The 21,973-nt window shown below is 67.4% G+C and carries 13 protein-coding genes and 1 riboswitch; of the genes, 3 read left to right on the top strand and 10 right to left on the bottom strand.

All coding sequences use genetic code 11. The features are described from left to right. Positions 1 to 30: 30 nt before the first annotated feature. Positions 31 to 1,956 (bottom strand): BCCT family transporter, encoded by a 1,926-nt coding sequence (locus tag QE452_RS05075; protein ID WP_309659750.1) that lies wholly within the window; start codon positions 1,954 to 1,956, stop codon positions 31 to 33. Between the two features lie 379 nt (positions 1,957 to 2,335). On the opposite strand from QE452_RS05075, the gene QE452_RS05070 reads away from it, so the two are divergent. Continuing rightward, the gene (locus tag QE452_RS05070) at positions 2,336 to 5,365 is read left to right on the top strand and encodes a TonB-dependent receptor domain-containing protein (RefSeq protein WP_405052736.1); all 3,030 of its coding nucleotides are present in this window, start codon (positions 2,336 to 2,338) and stop codon (positions 5,363 to 5,365) included. Between the two features lie 215 nt (positions 5,366 to 5,580). Next, entirely contained in the window at positions 5,581 to 6,045 is a 465-nt protein-coding gene (locus QE452_RS05065; protein ID WP_405052735.1) for a DUF2721 domain-containing protein, read from the top strand. Here QE452_RS05065 and QE452_RS05060 read toward each other — a convergent pair. Then, positions 6,035 to 7,615: an amidase gene (locus QE452_RS05060; protein WP_309659752.1), complete on the bottom strand. Its 1,581-nt coding sequence runs from the start codon at positions 7,613 to 7,615 to the stop codon at positions 6,035 to 6,037. The two genes, QE452_RS05065 and QE452_RS05060, sit on opposite strands and share 11 nt — an antisense overlap. 135 nt (positions 7,616 to 7,750) lie before the next feature. On the opposite strand from QE452_RS05060, the gene QE452_RS05055 reads away from it, so the two are divergent. Next, complete coding sequence (locus QE452_RS05055; RefSeq protein WP_405052734.1) at positions 7,751 to 8,953, top strand: MBL fold metallo-hydrolase; 1,203 nt, start codon at positions 7,751 to 7,753, stop codon at positions 8,951 to 8,953. Positions 8,954 to 9,049: 96 nt separating this feature from the next. Here QE452_RS05055 and QE452_RS05050 read toward each other — a convergent pair whose 3' ends face one another. The 8 genes from QE452_RS05050 to QE452_RS05015 form a co-directional block, all read right to left on the bottom strand. Beyond that, positions 9,050 to 10,063: an acyltransferase gene (locus QE452_RS05050; RefSeq protein ID WP_309730507.1), complete on the bottom strand. Its 1,014-nt coding sequence runs from the start codon at positions 10,061 to 10,063 to the stop codon at positions 9,050 to 9,052. Between the two features lie 213 nt (positions 10,064 to 10,276). Next, positions 10,277 to 11,674 carry a TolC family protein gene (locus QE452_RS05045; protein ID WP_309659754.1) on the bottom strand — a complete coding sequence of 466 codons (1,398 nt, stop codon included), beginning with the start codon at positions 11,672 to 11,674 and terminating at the stop codon, positions 10,277 to 10,279. 11 nt (positions 11,675 to 11,685) lie between these two features. Next, complete coding sequence (locus QE452_RS05040) at positions 11,686 to 14,856, bottom strand: multidrug efflux RND transporter permease subunit (protein ID WP_309659755.1); 3,171 nt, start codon at positions 14,854 to 14,856, stop codon at positions 11,686 to 11,688. A 79-nt stretch (positions 14,857 to 14,935) separates the two neighbouring features. Next, complete coding sequence (locus QE452_RS05035) at positions 14,936 to 16,177, bottom strand: efflux RND transporter periplasmic adaptor subunit (protein WP_309659756.1); 1,242 nt, start codon at positions 16,175 to 16,177, stop codon at positions 14,936 to 14,938. 416 nt (positions 16,178 to 16,593) lie between these two features. Continuing rightward, positions 16,594 to 17,142: a nicotinamide riboside transporter PnuC gene (gene pnuC / locus QE452_RS05030; RefSeq protein ID WP_309659757.1), complete on the bottom strand. Its 549-nt coding sequence runs from the start codon at positions 17,140 to 17,142 to the stop codon at positions 16,594 to 16,596. Then, a complete protein-coding gene (locus QE452_RS05025; protein WP_309729682.1) occupies positions 17,142 to 18,239 on the bottom strand; it encodes a phosphotransferase in 1,098 nt (365 codons plus the stop codon). The genes pnuC and QE452_RS05025 overlap by 1 nt, the downstream gene beginning before the upstream one ends. Positions 18,240 to 18,299: 60 nt before the next feature. After that, positions 18,300 to 20,600 carry a TonB-dependent receptor domain-containing protein gene (locus QE452_RS05020; protein WP_309659759.1) on the bottom strand — a complete coding sequence of 767 codons (2,301 nt, stop codon included), beginning with the start codon at positions 20,598 to 20,600 and terminating at the stop codon, positions 18,300 to 18,302. Between the two features lie 42 nt (positions 20,601 to 20,642). Then, positions 20,643 to 20,752: riboswitch (TPP riboswitch) on the bottom strand. A gap of 38 nt (positions 20,753 to 20,790) precedes the next feature. After that, a complete protein-coding gene (locus tag QE452_RS05015) occupies positions 20,791 to 21,957 on the bottom strand; it encodes a glycosyltransferase (protein WP_309659760.1) in 1,167 nt (388 codons plus the stop codon). Positions 21,958 to 21,973 lie beyond the last annotated feature (16 nt).

Here is a 21,973-nt window from a genome sequence, read left to right as displayed (position 1 = left end):
CGCCACGACCGGCCGTCGCTATCGGACCGCTCAGCGGTCCTGCACATGGGCCTCCGTCAGCCGCCAGCGTTCCAATTGGGTCAGCACGTCATTGGCGATCTGCCCGACGGTGAAACCGGTCAGGTCGCGAAAGCCCGTCTCGCCATTGGTCTGTGCGGCCAGCATCCAGGCCAGGCTGCGGCGGCCCTCCGGCGCCTCCAGCGCGGTATAGGCGGCGAGCGGGCGCGAGCGTGGCGACAGGCGGTAGACGAAGAGGCGGCCGTCGCGCGCGGTAATGGTCAGTTCGACCCTGTCCGCCTCGCTGTCCAGCCGGCTGGCCGTCCAGCCCTCCGCCTTCAGCGCTTCCTGCACCGATTGCACCGCCGGTTGCCCCTGTGACCGGAGTTGCGCAACGATGTCGGCGCGGCGGGCGGGCACGATCAGACGCTTGATCCGCTCGCTGATGGCGGGGCCGTCGGCGGGCAGCGACACGCCCGCCAGATCGGCATTGGTCTGCCGCACCAGTCCGACCGCCAGCAGCAGCATGATGAAGCAGAAGGGCAGCGCGGCGAGCAACGTCGCCGACTGCAACGCGCCCAATCCGCCGGCGACCAGCAGCAGCGTCGCGGTGATGCCCAGCAGCACGCACCAATAGACGCGCTGCCAGCGCGGCGTCTCCTCGGTGCCGCCCGAGGCGAGCGTGTCGATGACCAGCGCGCCGGAATCGGCCGAGGTCACGAAGAAGAAGCCGACGAGCACGATCGCCAGCGTCGACGTGACGCTGGCGCCGGGCAGATATTCCAGGAACTTGAACAAGGCGGTGGACAGGTTCGCCTGCACCGCTCCAGCGATGCCACCCTGCGCCGTGCCGAGGTCGAGCGCGATCGCCGTGTTGCCGAACACCGTCATCCACAGGAAGGTGAAGGCGGTCGGCACGAACAGCACGCCGATCACGAACTCCCGGATCGTCCGCCCGCGCGAGATGCGCGCGATGAACATGCCGACAAAGGGCGACCAGGCGATCCACCACGCCCAGTAGAAAAGCGTCCAGTCCGCCATCCAGGCGCGCGGTTCATAGGCGTAGAGGGTGAAGGTGCGCTTGACGAAATGATCGAGATACAGGCCGAAATTCTGGATCAGCGCGCGCAGCAGGAACAGGGTCGGGCCGACCGCCATCACGAACAGCATCAGCAGCACCGCCAGGACCAGGTTCAGTTCCGACAGGCGGCGGATGCCGCGATCCGCACCGCTCAACACGGACAAGGTCGCCGCGCCCATGACCAGGACGATGATCGCGATCTTCACCTGGGTCGTGTCGGGCACGCCATATTCATAGGCCAGCCCCGCCGCCATCTGCGACACGCCGAAGCCGAGCGACGTGGACACGCCGAACACGGTGCCGCACACCGCGAAGATGTCGATCGCGTCGCCCAGCGGACCGTCGATCCGCTTGCCCAGGATCGGCGACAGGCCCGACCGCAGCGTCAGCGGCATGTCCTTGCGATAGGTAAAATAGGCCAGGCTCATGCCCACCAGCGCATAGATCGCCCAGGCATGGACGCCATAATGGTGGAAGGTGATCGCCATCGCCTCGCGCGCCGCCAGGATCGTGCCGCTCGGCGCTTCGGGTGGCGAGATATAATGCTGGATCGGCTCGGCGACCGCGAAGTACATCAACCCGATGCCCATGCCGGCCGCGAACAGCATGGCCAGCCAGGACAGATAGGGAAAGTCCGGCTCGGCATCGTCCGACCCCAGCTTCAGCTTGCCCGCCGGACCGAAGCCCAGCACCAGCACCACGACCAGGAACGCCGCCACCGCCGCGATGTAGAACCAGCCGAACGTGTCGATCGCCCAGGCCTGCGCCGTCTTGAACGCGGCATCGGCGGTGCCCGGCATGGCGAGCGTCGTCGCCAGCAGCAGGGCGATGATCGCTGATGCGCCCCAGAACACTCGAGGATTGATTTCACTTTTCATCATGTCAACGGATTAGCATCGGCCGCACCCGGATGCGAACCGGCGACTATTCCGAGACCATGGGCATCGAATCCCAGCACCCGATGGGCAGACCACAAGGCCGCCGCTGTTCCGCGTCGGTCGATCCACGAGCACATGCGGAGATCCATTCATAATAAAGACGATCTTTGCGCCCATTTCGACGAAAAACCGTCTAAGCGAAGTATATCCCCGGACCTTCGACTTCGTACACGCAATATAAAGTCAGCTCCTTTGTCCAAGACGGACGAAAAGCCTCCTAGATTATGGGCGCAACCCGCGCAGCGCCGGAACCATCATGGGGGATGGGTCCGGCACCGATTGGAAAGCTGCGTGTCCAGGGAAGGGCTTTGTAATTTTCATGAACTCCGCCATTTCTAGCGTGCGATACGGAATCTCGACCGCCGCCCTGCTGATCGCGGCCGCAAGCCCGGCCCATGCGCAGGTGGTCGATGCCGCCGGACCGAGCGCAGCATCGGAAGCGCCGATCGCGCCGGACGCCAAGGATACCGCCTCGGCTACGGCGAAGCCGGAAGCGACGCAGCCCGCCACGATCGTCGTCACCGGCACGCTGTTCCGCGATTCCAACGCCAGCTCGATCTCGCCCGTCACGGTGCTCAATTCGGCGACGCTGCTGCGCGCGAACATCACCACGGCGCAGGACGCGATCCGCTCTGTCTCCGCCGACAGCGCCGGTTCGATCTCGACCGGCTTCCGCAACGGCTTCTCGGCCGGTGGCGCGGCGGTGTCGCTGCGCGGGCTCGGCGTCTCGTCGACGGTGGTGCTGATCGACGGACTGCGTTCGGCGAATTTCCCGCTCAACGATGACGGCCACAACGCCTATGTCGACCTGAACTCCATTCCCTTCAGCGTCGTCGACCGGATCGAGGTGCTGAAGGACGGCGCGTCCTCCACCTATGGCGCGGACGCGATCGGCGGCGTCGTCAACCTGATCAGCAAGAAGAACGTCCAAGGGATCCAGGGATCGGCCCAGGGCGGCGCGACCGGGCAGGGCGACGGTTCCCATTACCGGGCGACGCTGACCGCCGGCTATGGCGACTATCCCACCCAGGGCTTCAATTTCTACCTGAACGGCGAATATACCTATGACGGGTACATCACCAACCATTCGCGCGGCTACCCGTTCAACACGCTCGATCTGCGCGCCAGCGGATTGCGCGACCGCAACCTGAACGACGAATCGCTGACCCAGTCCAATCCGCAGGCGGTGGTCACCCGCGTCCGGCAGAGCGACCTGAACAATCCGCTGTCCGGACAGGTCGGCGCGCCGATCACCAACCAGTATCAGTTGCTCAATCCGGGCGCCTGCCCCTTCGGCACCTTCACGGTCAACAAGGCCGCAGAAAGCGGCACCGGCTGCGCCCATAACCTGCCCGACGAATATTCGATCATCCAGCCGCGCCAGGAGCGCTACTCGACCACCGGCCGCCTCACCGTCCGCCTGGCCGAAGGCTGGGAGATGTTCGCCAGCGGCAGCTATTCGCATTCCGAGGTCGACATTCGCGGCATTCCGGCGAACATCCGGCAGACCCAGCCCTTCCGTGGTTCGCCGGCGCTCGCGTCGAGCAGCCCGGGCATCGTGCTGCCCGTCTATGTCTGCGCCGCCGGCGTGAACTGCACCACGGCGGCGGACCGACGGCTCAACCCGAACAATCCCTATGCCGCCGCCTTCGCCGGTGATCCCGCCAACGGCGCCGCGCGCATCTATTACCTGTTCGGCGACATCCCGGCCTCCAGCCATCGCTATGTCGACGTGTTCCGCGCGACCGGCGGCATCTCCGGCGACCTGGGCGGCGGCTTCAAGTTCCGCCTGAACGGCGTCTATGCCCGTGACAATTTTGCCGTCACCCAGCGCGGTTTCATCAACATCCAGGGCCTGCTCGGCGCGATCAACACGGGCGCGTACAACTTCGTCGACCCGTCGCAGAACAGCGCGGCGGTCCGCCAGCAAATCTCCCCGGAACGCACCACGCCCTCCTATTCGACGGTGGCGACGATCGGCGGATCGCTGCTCAAGTCGCTGATGGCGCTGCCCGGCGGCGACCTCAACATCGGCGGCGGCTTCCAGATCCGGCGCGAGACGCTGATGAACCGCAACCAGAATGCAGACCTCGCCTATTACGGCCTCAACACCTCCTCGGCGCAGGGCCGGCAGACCGTGACCGCCAGCTTCTTCGAGATCGATGCGCCCTTCACCCGCACGTTCGACCTGAACGTGTCGGGTCGATACGACCATTATTCGCAAGGCTATGGTCATTTCTCGCCCAAGATCGGCGCGAAGTTCATGCCCGTCAGCCAGGTCTCGCTCCGCGCCACCTATTCGCAAGGCTTCCGCGCGCCGACCTTCGCGGAGAATAATCCGCTGAGCAGCTATGCCGGCTTCGCCTCCTTCACGCCGCCGGCAAGCTTCGCGGCCGCGCATCCCGGCAACCCCGCCTATACCGGCACATACGGCCTGGGCAGCGCGTCGACCGGCAATCCCGCCATCCTGCCCGAAGTGTCGCGCAGCTTCACGGTCGGCACGATCCTGAACCCGGTGCGCTGGTTCAACCTGACCGTCGATTACTATAATATCCGTAAGTCGAACCTGATCGTCACCGGGCCGCGCCGCGCCGATGCGATCAAAGCCTATTACGGCCAGAGCAATGCTGCCGATGGCTGCGCCGCGCTGGCCGCCGTGGGCGAGGGCTATCGCTGCACCGTGGTCGACGCGCCCGATCCGTCCAACCCCAACGCCCTGCCCCGACTGCTCGTGTTCAACGTGCCCTATGTCAACGCCAACGCGCTGCTGAGCTCGGGCATCGACGTGCAGGCGAACGCCAATATCCGTCTGTCGGGCAATATGCGGCTGATCAGCCGGCTCGACATCACCCGCACCCTGCGCCTCGACCTGGAGACGCCGGACGGCATCGTGCAGAAATATGCCGGTACGCTCGGGCCGTACCAGCTGTCGTCGGGTGGCGGCACGCCGCGCGTCCGCGGCAATTGGCAGAATGCGTTGGAAGTCGGCAATCTCACGCTGACCGCGACGGCCTATTATGTCGGCCGGATCAAGCAGGTGGCGGCCGACCAGATCACACCGGTCAACAAGGTCATCGACCTGTCGTGCAAGAACTCGATGGCGCCGATCCCGTCCGGCACCGACCCCAATTTCCAATGCTTCATCCGGCCGTTCGTCTATGTCGACCTGAACGCGGGTGTGCGGGTGAACGATCAGTTCCGCTTCTTCTTCAACGTGCAGAACCTGACCAACGCCCGTGCGCCGCTGGCGGCGGCGGCCTATACCAGCAATCCCAATTATTTGAGCAGCTGGCATTATGCCGGCCTGGTCGGCCGCAACTTCAGCGCCGGGGCCAGCTTCAACTTCTGATAGTTGTCCCTGTCATCCCCAGGCCTGCCCGGCCTGGGGATCGACCGTTATCCTATGCCTCCGCTGAAAGGCGGGGGATGGCCGGGCATTCCTCACGCCCACCCCGCCTTGCGCGGGATACATCCAAATATCCGGACGGCCTGTCGATCCGGCCTAGCCCTCCCGCTCCGGGCGTGGCAGCTAGGTGGGCGCCCGCACTCGCCATCAGGAACCGCATGATCCCCACCCTGCCCGGCATTACCACCGTCGCCCAGACCATTACCTTGGCGCTGTCGCCCATCTTCATGCTGACGGCGATCGGACAGTTGCTCAATGTGCTGGCCGGCCGGCTCAGCCGTGTGGTCGACCGGGTGCGCGCGTTGGAGCAGGAAATCCATCAGCGTGGCGATGGCGATCGCAGCCGCCTGGTCTGGGAGCTGCGACTGCTTGACCGGCGGATCACGATCATCAACGCCTCGCTCTTCCTGGCGGTGTCGAGCGCGGTGATGACCAGCCTGGTCGTCGCGCTGCTGTTCGTCGCCACCCTGGCGCATCTCCACTTCGCGACGCTGGTGGCATTGTTGTTCATCGTCGCGATGCTGCTGCTGATCGCCTCGCTCGCCTATTTCATGATGGAGGTGCGCGTGTCGCTGCAGGCGATCCATGTGCGCAAGGACATCCTTGACCTGTTCAACGAGTGACGCCGTCCGGCCCCGGCCCCGCCGCCACCGTCGCGGCATAGGTCGGCGCCTGACGCATCCGGCTGCGCTGTTCATAGGCATAGCCCGCACCCAGCACCGCCGCCTCGCCCAGCCGCCCGGCGATGAAGGACAGGCCGACCGGCAGACCGCGCACCGCGCCCATCGGTACGGTCAGGTGCGGATAGCCTGCGATCGCCGGCAGCTCGGAGGCGGAGGGACCGCCATATTGGTCGCCATGCACCGGATCGCTGAGCCAAGCCGCGTCATAGGTCGGCTCCACCAGCACGGTTGCGCGAGCGGATCGCAGCATCGCGTCGATCCCCTCCGCCCCCGCCAGCCGCAGCGACTTGGCGCGGGCGGCGCGATAGGCGGGATCGTCCAGCCCCTTGGTCGCGGCCGCCGCCTCGAACGTCTCCTGATCGAAGAAGGGCATTTCCCGGGCCGCCTGGGCGCGGTTGAAGGCGATGACCTGGTCCAGCGTCCGCGTCGTCACCGCGGACGGCGTGGTCGCCAGATAGGCGTCCAGATCGGCCTTCAGCTCGGTCTGCAACACCAGCAGCTCGGCCGCGCCGATCCCCTCCAGCTTTGGCTGCTCCACCTCGACCAGCACCGCGCCCGCCTGCGCCATCAGGTCGAGCGCCGCCTGATAGCGGGCGGCAAGCGCGGGCGACAGGGATGGCCGGATCACGCCGATGCGCAGGCCCGACAAGGCGCTGGTCGACAGGCCGGCGGCATAGTCGCGCGTCACCGCGCCGGTGGTGGCCGGATCGGCGGGATCGGCCCCCACCATCGCACCGAGCATCACCGCCACGTCGCGGACGCTGCGCGCCATCGGCCCGGGCGTGTCCTGCGAATGGCTGATCGGCACGACATGGGTGCGGCTGATAAGGCCGATCGTCGGCTTCAGTCCGACTAGGCCATTGACCGAAGAGGGGCAGACGACCGAGCCGTCCGTTTCCGTACCGACCGCCGCCCCGGCGAAGCTCGCCGCCACCGCCGCGCCCGATCCCGAGGAGGAGCCGCAGGCGGTGCGGTCCAGCGCATAGGGATTGCGGACCAGACCGCCGACGGCGCTCCACCCGCTCATCGACCGGGTCGAGCGGATATTGGCCCATTCGGACAGGTTGGTCTTGCCCAGGATCACCGCGCCCGCCGCGCGCAGCCGCGCCACCACCGGCGCATCGCGGCGGGTGACATTGGCCCGGAGCGCGAGGCTGCCCGCCGTGGTCGGCATCAGGTCGGCGGTCTCGATATTGTCCTTGATGAGGATGGGGACGCCGTGGAGCGGCCCGCGCACCCGCCCCGCCCGCCGTTCCGCATCCAGCGCGCGCGCCTGTGCCTCGGCCTCCGGATTGAGCGCGATCACCGAGCGCAGCATCGGCCCCTTGCGATCCATCCGGCCGATCCGTGCTTCATAGGCCCGGACGAGATCGAGGCTGGTCGCCTGCCCCCGCGTCATCATCGCCTGAAGATCGTCGATCGACCGTTCCTCGACCGGCACGTCGCGCGCGGCGATCGGGGTGGCCGGCAGGAGGGCGAGCAGCAGCGCGACGCAATGGACAGGACGCATGGATTTCCCCCGTTGAGGACTGTGAGGCTAACCGAGGCAAGGCCTTGAGGAAAGGCGCTTTGCCGATGGCGATGAACCGGACCGGCTGATCGGCGTTAAGCGTCTCCCGATCCTTGCCGGCATAGGGATGCGCGCTTGGCCTTTCTGCTCCGACGCCTTGGCGCGGTCCTGTTGCTGTTGCTGATCCTCCTCGCCGTGGCGGTGGTGGTCGTCCCGCGCTTCCTCGATCGGATTTACTATCGCGGACCGGTCAGTGGCCATTTCGATGGCGCGCGCTTCGCCAATCCCGATGGCGACCAGGATACCGGCCGTACGCCCGGTGGCGGCAGCCGCGCCGGCTTCTTCTGGCGCTACCTGACGGGCAGCGACGACCGCCCGCCCTGGCCGACCCAGGTCCCGGTTCGACCGGCGAGCACGGCGGAACTAGCACCACTGTCGTCCGCCGCGACGATACCGATGCGCGCGACCTGGATCGGCCATGCCAGCGTGCTGGTGCAGGTGCCCGGCCTCGCCATCCTGACCGATCCGGTCTGGGCGGAGCGTTCGGGTCCGTTCGGCTTGGGGCCGAAGCGCGTCGCGGCGCCCGGCATCGCGCTCGCCGACCTGCCGCATGTCGACCTGATCCTGATCAGCCACAATCATTATGACCATCTCGATCTCGGCACGCTGAAGCGTCTCTGGGACCGCGATCACCCGCAGATCGTCACCAGCCTGGGCAATGACGCGATCCTGCGCGCCCATGGTATCCAGGCGGTGGCGGCGGACTGGGGGCGCGTCGTGCCGGTCGGCGGTCGTTCGGGCGTCGGCGTGGCGGTGACGCGCAACCATCATTGGGGCAGTCGCTGGTTCACGGATCGCAACCGCGCGCTCTGGTCCAGCTTCGTCGTGACGCTGCCGGGCGGCAATCTGTTCTTCGCGGGCGATACCGGCTTCGGCGACGGCGAATGGCCGCGCGAGGCGCGCCGGCTCGGGCCCATCCGGCTGGCGCTGATCCCGATCGGGGCATTCCGCTTCACGCCCGGACAAATGGCATCGGGCGCGCATATCGGCCCGCTCCACGCCGTGTCGGTGTTCGACCGGCTGGGCGCGCAGACCGCCATCCCGATCCATTGGGGCACGTTCCGGCTGTCCTACGAGGCCTATCGCACCCCGCCCCGGCTGCTGGCGGCAGCGATGCACTGCTCGGGCATCACCGATCGCCGCTTCGCCGATATACGGATCGGGCGACCGGTCGCCATCCCGCCCCTGAGCGGTACACCGCCGGCCGAAACGCCAAAGGCCGACCCCGCCGCCCTGTCGCGCTGCCTCGACACGCCGGCGGTGCGCGGGCTCCGCTAGCATCGCGACGATCGGGATTTCGTGACCGGAAGATCGGTGTGACCGGCGCTTGACGCGTCGGCAACGCCTTTACCGAGAACCGACATCGTCCTGTGCTTACCGAGCTATGTATCGGCGATCCACCGCCCAGGCCGCCTGTGCGATGCCGTTGGACCACCAAAGCGGCTGTCCGAACAACCACTTCATACGGCTATGGCGAGCCGCATGGTGGATCAGCAAACATGCCACGACCAGAAGGCTGGCGCTCAACAGGGGTGTCGCCACCCCTCCCAGCTTCGGGATCACGGGCTTGAGCGCCATCCAGAGCGGCAGGTGCAGAAGATAGATGGGCAAGGTCTTCTGTCCCACCGATGCCAGCGAATTGGCGACGGCCGGCATCATCTCGACGGGCTTGAGCAGATAGATCGCCGCCGCGCAGACCGAAATCCGCTCGATCGGGCCAAAAAGCTGCCAACCCTGCGAATGGCGGAAAAGCTCGCTGATGACATGGATCGCTGCGATGCCGACCACGACGATGCTCGCCGAGCGCAGCGAAAATGGAGCCTTGATTAGGCCTGCCACTTCCGCCCGGCACAGCGCGCCGACATAGAACATCGGGGCATATCGCAGCAGATTGTCGTGACCGAAGGTCAGGCCGAATATGCCGCTATAGTCGATGGTCGCGACGAGCAGCGAGGCAAGCAGCACGGTGCGGCGTGGGATCTTGACCACGATGAACAGCGACGCGATCAGGATCATCAAGGCCCAGATGAACCATAATTCGGTCGCGGGCCGCCAGACATTGTCCAGGATATAGACCGCATCCGCCCGCACCTTTTCGGGCGACGCCAACAGCATCACCGGCAGCCATAGCACGTACAGCCATGCCAGGTTGGTCACGCGCGACAAGGCCTGCCGCTTCGGCTTGTTGACGATGCCGGCGGACAGGAAGCCGGAAATCAGGAAGAGCACCGGCATGCGGAAGGCCGTCAGCGCCAGGCAGATCGTCATCAGGGACGCGTTCGTCGGCGTGGGGGCATATTCGCACATATGGTACACGACCATCAGGATCACCGCCGTCCCGCGAACGATGTCCAGGCCTTGGGAACGCGCTTGCACCGGTAGGTCCATAATGCTGCCCCTTTTCCGGGGGCGGCCTAGGGTCATTATGGTTAACAAGCAAAGATATAATGGTCCTAAACGGTTGATATACGATGTATTATTTCACAATTGGTCAGTAGTGCACCGATATCCGGCCGGCATCGCACGCCGCGCCGCACAACATCGTGTTGGACGTCCCGATCGTCATGAGCGAGGGTGGGGCCGTTCCCCCACCCCGGACGATCAGGCGGTCCAGCCACCGCCCAGGGCGCGGAAGAGATCGATCTGTTGCCGCGCGATCTGCGCATCGGCCAGCGCCAGCGCGGCCTCCGTATCCGCAAAGGTCCGCTCGGCATCCAGTTGTGCGAGACTGTCGATCTGCCCCTCCCGCTGCTGCGCCCGCGTGATGCGCGCCGCGACGGCCGCCTGGTCGCGCGCCGCCTGGAGCGCGGTGCGGCGCTGCAATGCCTGGGCATAGTTGGAGAGCGCGGTCTCGGTCTCCTCCAATGCGATGAGGACGGTCCCGTCGAACGTGGCGAGCGCGGCTTTGCTGTCGGCCTCCGCACCCGCGATCCGTGCCCGCGCCCTGGTCGGATTGACGCTCCAGTTAAGGAGCGGCCCGAGCAGCCAGTTGAGCGGTCCTGCGCCGAACAGGCTACCGACTCCCGTCCCCGTCGAACCGATCGAACCGCCCAGGCTGATGCGGGGATAGAGGTCGGCGGTCGCGACCCCGATCCGCGCGGTGGCGGCGGCCAGACGACGCTCGGCAGCCCGGACATCGGGACGGCGCACCAGCAGCGCGAAGCCGTCGCCGACCGGGATGGGCTGGTCGAGCCGCAGCGTGGTGGCGCGGCCCCCGGCGATCGGTGGCAGCTCGGCCGGCATCCGGCCGGTCAGGGTCGCCAGCCGGAACAGGGCCGCCTGCCGCTCCGCGACCAGCGCCGGCACATCCGCCTGGCGCTGGTTGCGCAGCGCGGCGATCCGGGCGCTGTCGAGCCCGGTGGTCAGGCCGACCCGCGCCCGCCCCTGCGTGACCCGCAGCGAGCGGTCGAGCAAGGCGACGATCCGCTCGGCGACCGTCAGGCGCTCGGCGGCGGAGGCGGCATCGGCATAGGCGCGGGTCGTGTCCGCGACCACCGCGACGCGCACCGCCTCGACATCGGCCTGCGCCGCGCCGACCTCGCCACGCGCCGCCTCGATATTGCGGGACACGCGCCCGAACAGGTCGACCTCATAGGCGACATCCAGCCCGGTATCGATCGTCCAGTCCTCGCGCTGGACGCCGGGCGGGCGCTGGATCGCGGAGAGACGGCCATAGGTGGCGCTGGCCCCCGCCGTCGCCTGCGGCTGGCGGTCGCCGCGTACCTCGCGCAGCGACGCCCGCGCCCGGGCCAGCCGCGCGACGGCGACCCGGATATCGGTATTCGCCTTGAGCGCATCGGCGATCAGCCCGTCGAGCACGGGATCGTGATAGAGCTGCCACCAGCGATCATTTCCGGTCGCGGTGGCGGTGACGGCAGGACCGGCCATCAGGAAATGGCTGTCCGTCGCCAGCAGCGGAGCGGGCGGCCGATAATCGGGGCCGACCGCACAGGCCGACAGGGCGAGTGCCGACGAGGAGGCCAGGATGATACGGATCATGGAGAGGTTCCTCATTCGGCCGGCTGCCACTGGGCGGCGGGCACCGCCCGGTCGCGGCGGAGCCGGTCACTCAGCGCGCGGCAGACGACATAGAAGGTCGGGGTGAAGATCAGGCCGAAGCCGGTGACGCCGAGCATTCCGAAGAACACCGCCGTGCCGAGCGCCTGGCGCAGTTCGGCCCCGGCCCCGGTCGCGACGAGCAGCGGCACCGCCCCCAGCACGAAGGCGAAGCTGGTCATCAGGATCGGGCGCAACCGGTCACCGGCCGCACGCACCGCCGCCTCGACCGGCGACAATCCGTCCTGCAGTTCCGCCTGTCGTGCGAACTCGACGACGAGGATCGCATTCTTGGCGGCCAGCGCGATCAGCACGACCAGGCCGATCTGCGTCAGGACATTATTGTCCATCCCGCGCAGGTTGACGCCGATCATCGCCGCCAGCAGGCACATCGGCACGATCATGATGATCGCCAGCGGCAGCACCAGGCTTTCATATTGCGCCGCCAGCACCAGGAAGACGAAGACGACGGCGAGCGCGAAGATGACCGCCGCCGTGTTGCCGGCCAGCCGCTGCTGGAAGGCGATGTCGGTCCATTCGGTGCTGTAGCCGGCGGGCAGCGTCTCGGCCGCCAGCTTCTCCATCGTCACCAGCGACTGGCCCGACGAGAAGCCCGGTGCGGTGTTACCGTCCAGCTCGACCGCAGGGAACATGTTGTAGCGGACGACGCGGTAGGGGCCGGTCTTGTCGCGGAAGGTGGCGACCGATCCGATCGGCACCATCCCCCCGGCGTTCGACCGGGTCTTCAGATTGGCGATATCGGCCTCGGTCGCGCGGAACGGCGCATCGGCCTGGGCGGTGACGCGATAGGTCCGGCCGAGCAGGTTGAAGTCGTTGACGAAGGCCGACCCCAGATAGATGTTCAGCGCCTCGAACACCCGCTCCGGCGGGACGCCGAGCAGATCGGCCTTGGCCCGGTCGATATCGGCGAAGACGCGCGGCGTGGCGGTGTCGAAGAAGGTATAGGCGCCCGCCAGGCCCGGCGCGGTGTTGGCCTTGGCGATCAGGGCATGCGCCTCCTGCCCCAGCGCCTGATAGCCATGGCCGCCCCGATCCTGCACCATCATGCGGAAGCCGCCGGCCGCGCCGATCCCCTGGATGACCGGCGGCGGCACGATCATCAGCCGCGCCTCGGTGATGTCGGCGGTCGCCTTCTGCGCCTCGGCCATGATCTGGCTGACATGGATGCCCTTACGATCCTTGAAGTCCTTGAGCGGGATGTAGGCCGCGGCGGCATTGGGGGCGAGCGTCTGCGACGGACCGTCGAAGCCGGCCAGCATCACCGCGCCCTTCACGCCGGCCAGCGGCAGGATGCGGGCCGCGACCTTGCGCATCACCGCGTCGGTCCGCTCGACCGACGAGCCGGGCGGCAACTGGATGACGGTCAGGAAATAGCCCTGGTCCTGCTGCGGGATGAAGCCGGTCGGCGTCGACCACAGCATCGCGACGGTCGCCGCGATCAGCCCGGCATAGGTCGCCATCACGCGCCTTGGCCGGGTGACGAGCGCCTGGGTCAGTCGGCTGTAGCGGGCGCTCAGCGACTCGAACCCGCGATTGAACGCGTCGCCGGCGGCGCGCACCCGGCGCATCACCAGCCCCTGCCCGCCATGATCCTCGACATGGTTCTTGAGCAGGATCGCGGCCAGCGCCGGCGACAGGGTCAGCGAGACGATCAGGGAGATGATCGTCGCGGTGGAGATCGTCGCGGCGAATTGCTGGTAGAAGGCGCCAGAGATGCCGTTCATGAACAGCGTCGGGATGAACACCGCGCACAGCACCGCGACGATCGCCACCAGCGCGCCCGCAACCTCGTCCATCGAGGTGAAGGCGGCCTGGAGCGGCGTCATGCCGCCGGCCAGGTTGCGCTCGACATTCTCGACCACGACGATCGCGTCGTCGACGACGATGCCGATCGCCAGCACCAGCCCGAACAGCGACAGGTTGTTCAGCGAATAGCCGACCAGCAACAGCACCGCGAAGGTGCCAATCAGCGAGACGGGGATGGCCACGACCGGGATGATCGCCGCCCGCCAACGCTGCAGGAAGACGATGATGACCAGCACGACGAGGACGATCGCCTCCAGCAGCGTGTGCATCACCTCGTCGATCGACTGGGCGATGAACTCGGTCGGATTGTAGATGACGCGATAGGCCAGCCCCTTGGGGAAGGTCTTCTGCACCGTGTCCATCTCGGCGGTGATCGCCTTGGCGGCGGCCAGCGCGTTGGAGCCGGGGCGCTGGAACACGCCGAGCAGCACGGTCGGCTCGCCGGACAGATAGGTGTTGGTCGAATAGTCCGCCGCGCCCAGTTCGACGCGGCCGACATCGCGCACCCGGACCTGGCGACCGTCCGCATCGGTGCGGATGACGATGTCGGCGAATTGCTGCGGCTCGGTCAGCCGGCCCTGCGTCTCGACGTTGAGCTGGAAGGCATTGCCCTGGTTATAGGGCGGCTGGCCCAAAGTGCCGGCCGCGACCTGCACATTCTGCGCCCGGAGCGCCGCGACGATGTCGCCGGCGGTCAGGCCGAGCGCGGCGGCGCGACCCGGATCGATCCACACCCGCATCGCATAGTCGCGCGCGCCGAAGAGCTGGACATCGCCCACGCCCTCGATCCGCGCCAGGCGGTCCTTGACCTGGGTCAGGGCGTAGTTGGACAGATATTGGGTGTCGAGCGAACGGTCGGGCGACACCAGGTTCACGACCATCAGAAAGTCGGGCGAGGTCTTCTTGGTGACGATGCCCAGCCGCTGCACTTCCTGGGGCAGGCGCGGCGTGGCGATGGCGACGCGGTTCTGGACCAGCACCTGCGCGGCGTCGAGATCGGTGCCGGGCTTGAAGGTGACCGTGATCGTCGCGCGGCCGTCGCCGGTCGATTGCGACGACTGGTAGATCATGCCGTCGACGCCGTTGATCTCCTGCTCGATCGGCGCGGCGACCGTCTCCGCCACCGTCTCGGCCGATGCGCCGGGATAGGTCGCGGCGACGGTGACGGTCGGCGGCACGATGTTGGGATATTGCGAGACGGGCAGGCCCAGATAGGCCAGCGCCCCGACGATCGTGATGACGACCGCGATGACGGCGGCGAAGATCGGCCGCGTGATGAAGAAGCGCGACAGGCGCATGGATAGCCTCCTCGCCCCATGGGGCGACGACGAGAAAAGATCGGGATGGGTTCGGTGGTCGCCGGCCGGCGACGGCGCGCTACCGGGTCAGCGTCGCCTCGCCGACCATCGCCACGGGCAATGGCGCGGCCGCCGCGCGGTTCGCGGCGATCCGCCCGGGCCGGACGGTCACCTTCGTGCCGGGCATCGCCATCTGCGTGCCGCTGACGACGACGCGGTCGCCGGCTTCCAGGCCGCTGCGCACGATACGCAGCCCGTCCACGACCGGTCCCAGCACGACGCCCTTGGCGGCGACGGTGCCGTCGCGCGTGACGGTCAGCACCGTCTTGCGCGCCTGGTCGGTCTGGATCGCGGCATCGGGCACCAGCAGCGCGCGCACGGCCGTGCCACTGGCGAGGCGCATATTGCCGAACATGCCCGGCGTCAGGAACAGGTCGGGATTGGCCAGCACCGCCCGCCCCCGCACCGTGCCCGATCGCGGGTCGAGCCCGTTATCGGTGAAGTCCAGCCTTCCCGATCGGCCATAATTCGCCTCGTCCTGCAACCGGACCTGGACCATCGACCCCTCCGCCCCGGCGCGCCTGGACTTGAGGAACAGGCCCTCCGACGCGTCGAAGGCGAAATAGATGGGATCGAGCGCGTTGATCGTCGTCAGCAGCGTGCCGCCGGTGTCGCCGGCGGTCACCAGATTGCCGGCATCGATCCGGCGATCGGAGATTCGGCCGGCGATCGGCGCGCGGACCTGGGTGAACTCGACGTCCAGCGCGCGCGCCTGGACGCGCGCCTGCGCCGCGACCAGGGCGGCCTGCCCGGCGCGGACGCGGGCGGCGAGCTGGTCGAGATCGCTCTTCGACACCGCATCGTCGGCGACCAGTCGATTGGCGCGATCCAGATTGGCGCGTGCCAGCGCCAGGTCGCTGTTCGCGCTGGCGACGCTGGCCCGCGCCTCGGCCAAGCTGGCGGCGAAGGGGCGAGGGTCGATCGTGAACAGCAACTGGCCCTTCCGAACGATCGCGCCATCGGTGAAATGCACCGCGGTGATCGCGCCGGAGATGCGCGGGCGGACCTGGACGGATTTCGACGCCTCGAAGCGGCCGACATAATCGTCCCATTCGGTCACCTCGCGGACCAGGGGCTGCGCCACCTCGACGGTCGGTGTCGGCATGGCCGCCACAGCCGGTTCGTCGTGATGGAACAGGGTCCAGGCGCCGGCGATCGCGACGACGGGCAAGGCGATCCAGCCAACTCGCCGCCACCGACGCCGGGCGGCGTCGGGTCGAGCATCATCGACGGGGGCATCGATCGGGCTGAGCATGTTCATGCGCGTGGCTCCGATCGCGCCGTGCCGGCACCGACGGTCGACCTGGAACCGCCGGGAGAATCGACATAGGCCATGAGTTGTCCTTCCTTCATGGTCATGGGCGCGCCGCGTCAGGGCAAGGCCGGACGTTCGCCACCACCCTTCGCAAGGGCCATGACGCTGGCGCGCAGGTGTGGACCATCATCGCCATGACGCCGGGCGTCAGGCGGATCGGGTCCATGATGAGAGATAAACGCTGGTCCGGGCGCCGCCGATTACAGGGCGGACACCACCGGGAAAACAGGATGGAGCATAGCGGCGTCCTTGCGAGCCAGGGCGCTTCGGGTGGCGCCCTCTTCTATACTGACTGGTATATTAACGCCGAACCGTTTCGTCAACGCCTTTTGTACCGGCCGGTAGAGATTTTATCGAATCGATCAGGACTTTCGCCAGTCCCGATAGCCGATCACCGCCAGGCCGATCATCACCGCGTACAGGCCCGCCGTCAGCATCAGTCCCTTGGCGAGGAACATGCCGACATAGACGATGTCGACTGCGATCCAGAGCAGCCAGCTTTCCCGGTGGCGCCGCGCCGTCCAATATTGCGCGACGAGGCTGAAGCTGCTGAGCGTCGCGTCCATCCAAGGCAGCGCCGCATCGGTGTGGCGGCTGGTGAACCAGCCGATCGCCAGCGCCCCCAGCGTGCCGGCCGCGATCCCGACCACGGCTCGACGCCCCGGCAGCGGCATCACCACGACCTGGCCCGTGTCGCGCCGACCCCGGCTCCAGACGATCCAGCCATACAGGATGCCGATCCCGAACAGGGCCTGCAACACCATGTCGGCATAGAGGCGCACGTCGAGGAACAGCTTGAAATACAAGGCACAGGCGACGAGGTTCAACGGCCAGCACCAGACATTGCGCCGCGCCGTCAGCCAGATCGCCAGGACACTGGTCGTAACTCCGGCGACCTCCAGCGGCGACATCAGACGCTCCCGCCATCCGAAAGCCGGGCGCAGACATCCCGTCCGGCCGGCGACAGGAACCATTCGGCATGACCCAGGAGATAAGTGTCCCAGGCCAGCGCCGCCGCCGCGCGATCGTCGACGATCCCGGCGAAATAATCAATCTCGGACAGGGCGAATTCGACATGGACCAGAGGCAACAGGCGGATGGCCGCCTCGACAACCGAACGGTCCGCAGCATCGCCCATCCGATACCCCGCGATCAGCATCTGCGCCGCCAGGGGATCGGCCAGATCGTCGTCCCGCCCCTGCCCCAGTTCCAGCCAGGCAAAAGCGGTCCGTTCGATCGCGATCGCCAGATCATGCGCCGCGCAATTCCGATCGGCGAGACCGAAATCGAGCCAGGTCCGCACCCGGCCATCCCCCGACCAGAGCAGATTGGACGGATGCCAGTCGTTATGCGTCCATAGCGGCACCTGGCGCGCCACGATCGCCGCGAGCCCCCGTCCCGATGCCGCGAACAGCGTCGACAATCGACGTCGCCACGGTCGATCCGCCAGGAACGCGGCCAGGGCCGGGCGTGCCTCGACATAGGCCTCGACGGCGGCCATCGGATCGGCTGCCGCCAGGATGGCGAAGCTGGCGACCAGGGGCTGCTGACGCCGCGCCGGCGCATCGAACCCGTGCGACGCGCGATGCAGCCGTGCCAGCGCTTCCCCGGCGGCCTGCGCATGGTCGAGCGACCGGAACGGCGTCCAGGACAGCCGGTCGCGATAGACATCCTCGCCCGCCGCCTGGCGTTGCAATTCATAGGTCCACTGCCCCGATGCGACGGCGCTTTCCCCCTCTGCCGTATGGAGCAGTTCGGGCACCGGCGCGCCCGCCGCCGACAGATGGGCGATGAAGCGATGTTCCTCCATCAGGCCCGCGACCGTGCGGACCCGGCGGTGATGCCGTTTCAAGAACAGGCCGCCATTGCCGGTTTCGATCAGCGTCGCGGCGGAAAAGGGGCGCGGCGAATGCCATCGCAACGCCTCGATCCGTCCGGCCGCCGGAAAGCGGGCGAGGATCGCCGCCGCTTCGTCCGGCGTGATCGCCGGCCAGGTGGGTGCCTCCATGGCCAGTCCCATGCCATGGACATGATGGCCGGCCGCCGCCGCATCGGAAGACCGCCATGCTCAGAAGCTGCGGGAAACGGTGGCGGTGACCGCCGCGCCGCCGCCGATATAATAGGTCGGCGACGCGCCCGCGATGATCGTGCCGTTCCGGCCGACGGCATCCTGCGCGTTGGTGGTGACCCCTTGCACGCCGGCCAGCACATGCGGGTCGGTGACGTTGATCGCGTTGACCCGCAGGTCGGTGCGCTTGCCGCCGAACCAGTCGGCGAGATGGAGCCCGATCGCCAGGTCGACGGTCGCATAGCCCCGGATGCTCTGATCGTTCAGGAAGGTCGCATATTGGCGTCCGACATATTTGCCCGCGACGCTGCCGAATATCCGCCCGTCGTCATAGGTGCCGCCGCCGCCGATCTGCACGGTCGGGCTCGACACGGCATGCCGACCCCGCGTCGGCAGGTGATCGTCGCCGACGGGCAGGTCGTCGTCGATCCGCGCGTGCAGATACTCGCCCGACAGATAGACGCTGACGCCCCGCGCCGGGCGATAGTCGATCTCGGCATCGACCCCGTAAGAGGTCTGCCCACCCGCGTTCAGCGTGGTGTTCACCAGCGCGCCGCCGACATTGGCGACGGTCGCGAGCTGGCGATTGCGGAATTTGGCGTGGAAACCGGTCACCGAGGCCGAGACATTGGCGCCGATATAGCGATAGCCCAGTTCCTGCGAGACGGAATATTCGTTCTTCAGCGCGTTCGTGCCACGGGTCGCGACCACGCCGCCGTCATAGCTGTCATAGAGCGTGAACTCGTTGGGCGTCCGGAAATTGGTCGTGACATTGGCGAAGAGCTGCTGGCGCGCGTCGATCGCGTAGCGGATGGCGGCGCGCGGCAGGACGGCGACGCTGTCGCTCCGGACCCGGGTCTGCGGCCCGGGCAAATAGTTGCGGCCGTTGCGCAGGAGGTTGACGCCCTTGACGCCGATGTCGACGGTCAGGTCCTGCCCGAGCGCAATGCGGTCGGCGAGGAAGACGCCTTTCGTCACGGTGACCGTGCGCTGGTTCTCATAGGCGAGCAGCCGGCCGTCGGCGGTGCGGATCGCCTTGCTGCGATAGCCCCAGCGATCGGCCGGACGACCATCGGCATCGACCGCGGTATAGGTCTGGGTGACGCGATCGGTGCCGTGATCGTACCACAAACCGGCAGAGAGTTGGTGGGCACCGGCCTGCGCGGTCAGCGTGGCGACCTGACCGGCGCGCATCTGGTCGCCGGTATAATTGCCCATCACCGTCGCGACGCCGTCCCGCGCGCCGGGCAGCGCGATCGGCTCGGCCAGCGGCTCGGCCCCCAGATAATTGCCGGTGGTGGCGAGCTGCGTGCCATAGGGCGAATTGCCGTAGCCGAACTGGAGATAGGTCGTGCTGTCGAGCGTCAGTCGATCGCCGAGCACCAAATGCACCGGCGCGGAGGCGTAGAGATTGCGGAACGGCGCGCGGTAGAGCCGCCAATAGTTGCTGTTCCCCGGCGTGTAGCGCGCATCGTAATTGAACTTACGGCCGAGCGCCTGCCATTCGGCCAGGGTCGGGCTGGGATAGCTGGAGGAATTGGCGTCGTTATACGACAAGGCCAGGCTGGCGCGGCTGCCGTTCGACCAGTCGCGCAGCAGCTTGGCATCGACATGCTGGCGCGTGTCGAAACCCGCGCCGCGCCAATTGTCGGCGCGGGTGTTGGAATAGGACAGGAACGCCTTCACCCCGCTGCCCCCGATCGTGCCCGTATCGACCCGGACGAAGGCCCGGCGCAGGTCGTGCGATCCGAGCGAGAGGTCGGCGAGCAGCTGGCGGGTCGCCTTCGGATCGTCGAGCGTCAGCGACAGCAGGCCGCCTGCCCCCACGACGGTCGGCGCGCCGATATCGACCGATCCCGGTGCGAGCGCGATCTGCCGGATATTGGCCGGGTCCGCGAATTGCGACGGATAGGCATAATAATAGCCGATGTCGTTCTGCGGCGCGCCCTCCAGCAGCACCGCGATCTCATCCTGGCCCAGGCCACGAAGCGTCAGGCTCGAACTCGTCGACAGGCCATAGGGATCGCTGGAGGCAACGTTCGCGCCGGGCAACAGGCCGACGAGCTGGAAGGCATTGAGGGTCGGCGCCTGCTTGACGATGAAGTCCGCGGAGATCGCGCTGACCGCGTTCGGCTCGGTCTGGTCGGGCAACAGTCCCTCCGGATCGCGATGGCCGATCACCCGGATATCCGCGGGCGCCTCGGGCGCCTGTTGCGCCACGGCCGTGGCGGGCAGCGCCAGCCACGCCGTCGCGACCAGCAGGGCATCGCGGCGGATCGTCGTCCGACCGTGCATATTCATAACCGGCATCGTCTCGCGTCCACTTCACATGAAGGGACGACGGGAGAAGCCGCCAACCCTCCCTACGCCGGTATCATCCGGATCAGGTTCAGCGGGTCATGGGCTGCGGCCCAAATCTCAGCCGCGCATCAGCGGCCCCCCGGGGATGGCGTCGTCTATACCGGTTTGCGGCTCAGGTGAACCACCCTCGTCAACCGCCGCCCTGCTTGACCGACGCCATCCAGTCCAGGCGCGCCTTGTGCATGGCCGGCAAGGTGAAACGCCGGGCGAGGTCGGCGATCGCGTGGGACAGGTCGCGGCGCAGATTAGGGTCGGACAAGGTGCGCAGGCGGTCGGCGAGCGCTGCCACATCGCCTTGCGGATATAGCAGCCGCTGGTCGAGCCCCAGGGCCCGGTACGGCACGGTATCGGGGCAGACGGGGATGCAGCCACGGCTGATCGCATCGAAGATCAGGCGCGGCTGTTCGTCGTTCAGATTGGTCATCAGGACGACATCATACTCGTCCAGGAAGCGGAAGAACGCATCGGGATAGCCGACCGGCGGGAGGAGCTGGAAATTCTTCAGCCCGGCGGCAAGGGCCTGCGCGCCCAGCCTGTCCTGTTCCGCGCCCTTGCCGATGATCGTCAATCGATCGAACCGCTCCGCGCCCGCCAGGGCAAAGGCCTCGATGCCCAGATGGAACCCCTTCATCGGCTCCAGCCGTCCCGCCATGCAGACGCGCAAGGGCCGGTCCACCAGGGGGCGGGGCGGTACGATATCCTCGACCTGGATCCAGCTCGCCACGCCGACATGGATCGACCGGGCGACCGGCTCGACCAGCGCCCGCACCCCCTCGCCGACCACGAACACGCCGGCGCAGCGCCGCGCCAGCCAGGTCTGCGACAGCCGGACATCCGCATAATGGAGCAGGCCCTGGACGCGACGCGGCAACGACCCGTTCCTGGAGTTCAATATGGCGGTGCGGGCGCGGTTGCTGGTGATGCCCAGGAATACCGCCTTCCCCTTGGCCGCCGCCGTCCGCAGCAGCGGGCGGAACCGGCGGGCCATCCGCCAGCCGCCATTGCCCGGCAACTGGATCGCCGTCGACCACTCCACCGTCCGGTCGAGCGTCGGGCCACCCGACAGATGCCCTTCGTCGACGACCTCGATCGCCGAGGCGAGCGGCGCACCGTCCTCGATCGGTCCGGTGACGATCGGACACAGCAGCACGATGTCCGCCTGCTCGGATTGGGCGTTGATATCGCGCGCCCAGAGGTCGAGCGTCCGCCATCCCCCTTCATGCTGCGTGACCGGGATGGGCGAGCATAGCAGGATGCGGGGCTTGATGATCGGCATGGCCGAGGAACGCGTGGTCACGCCCCGATGTTCATTA

This window comes from Sphingomonas sp. SORGH_AS_0438, assembly GCF_031453475.1.
Classification (GTDB): Bacteria; Pseudomonadota; Alphaproteobacteria; order Sphingomonadales; family Sphingomonadaceae; genus Sphingomonas.
Note: the sequence above shows the minus strand (reverse complement) of the source record. Positions and strands in the feature narration are given on the sequence as shown.

Excerpts from the sequence above, each read along its gene's own strand:
- QE452_RS05075 (WP_309659750.1), bottom strand. The coding sequence starts at position 1,956 with ATGAAAAGTGAAATCAATCCTCGAGTGTTCTGGGGCGCATCAGCGATC.
- QE452_RS05070 (WP_405052736.1), top strand. The coding sequence starts at position 2,336 with ATGAACTCCGCCATTTCTAGCGTGCGATACGGAATCTCGACCGCCGCC.
- QE452_RS05065 (WP_405052735.1), top strand. The coding sequence starts at position 5,581 with ATGATCCCCACCCTGCCCGGCATTACCACCGTCGCCCAGACCATTACC.
- QE452_RS05060 (WP_309659752.1), bottom strand. The coding sequence starts at position 7,615 with ATGCGTCCTGTCCATTGCGTCGCGCTGCTGCTCGCCCTCCTGCCGGCC.
- QE452_RS05050 (WP_309730507.1), bottom strand. The coding sequence starts at position 10,063 with ATGGACCTACCGGTGCAAGCGCGTTCCCAAGGCCTGGACATCGTTCGC.
- QE452_RS05045 (WP_309659754.1), bottom strand. The coding sequence starts at position 11,674 with ATGATCCGTATCATCCTGGCCTCCTCGTCGGCACTCGCCCTGTCGGCC.
- QE452_RS05040 (WP_309659755.1), bottom strand. The coding sequence starts at position 14,856 with ATGCGCCTGTCGCGCTTCTTCATCACGCGGCCGATCTTCGCCGCCGTC.
- QE452_RS05035 (WP_309659756.1), bottom strand. The coding sequence starts at position 16,177 with ATGAACATGCTCAGCCCGATCGATGCCCCCGTCGATGATGCTCGACCC.
- pnuC (WP_309659757.1), bottom strand. The coding sequence starts at position 17,142 with ATGTCGCCGCTGGAGGTCGCCGGAGTTACGACCAGTGTCCTGGCGATC.
- QE452_RS05025 (WP_309729682.1), bottom strand. The coding sequence starts at position 18,239 with ATGGAGGCACCCACCTGGCCGGCGATCACGCCGGACGAAGCGGCGGCG.
- QE452_RS05020 (WP_309659759.1), bottom strand. The coding sequence starts at position 20,600 with ATGAATATGCACGGTCGGACGACGATCCGCCGCGATGCCCTGCTGGTC.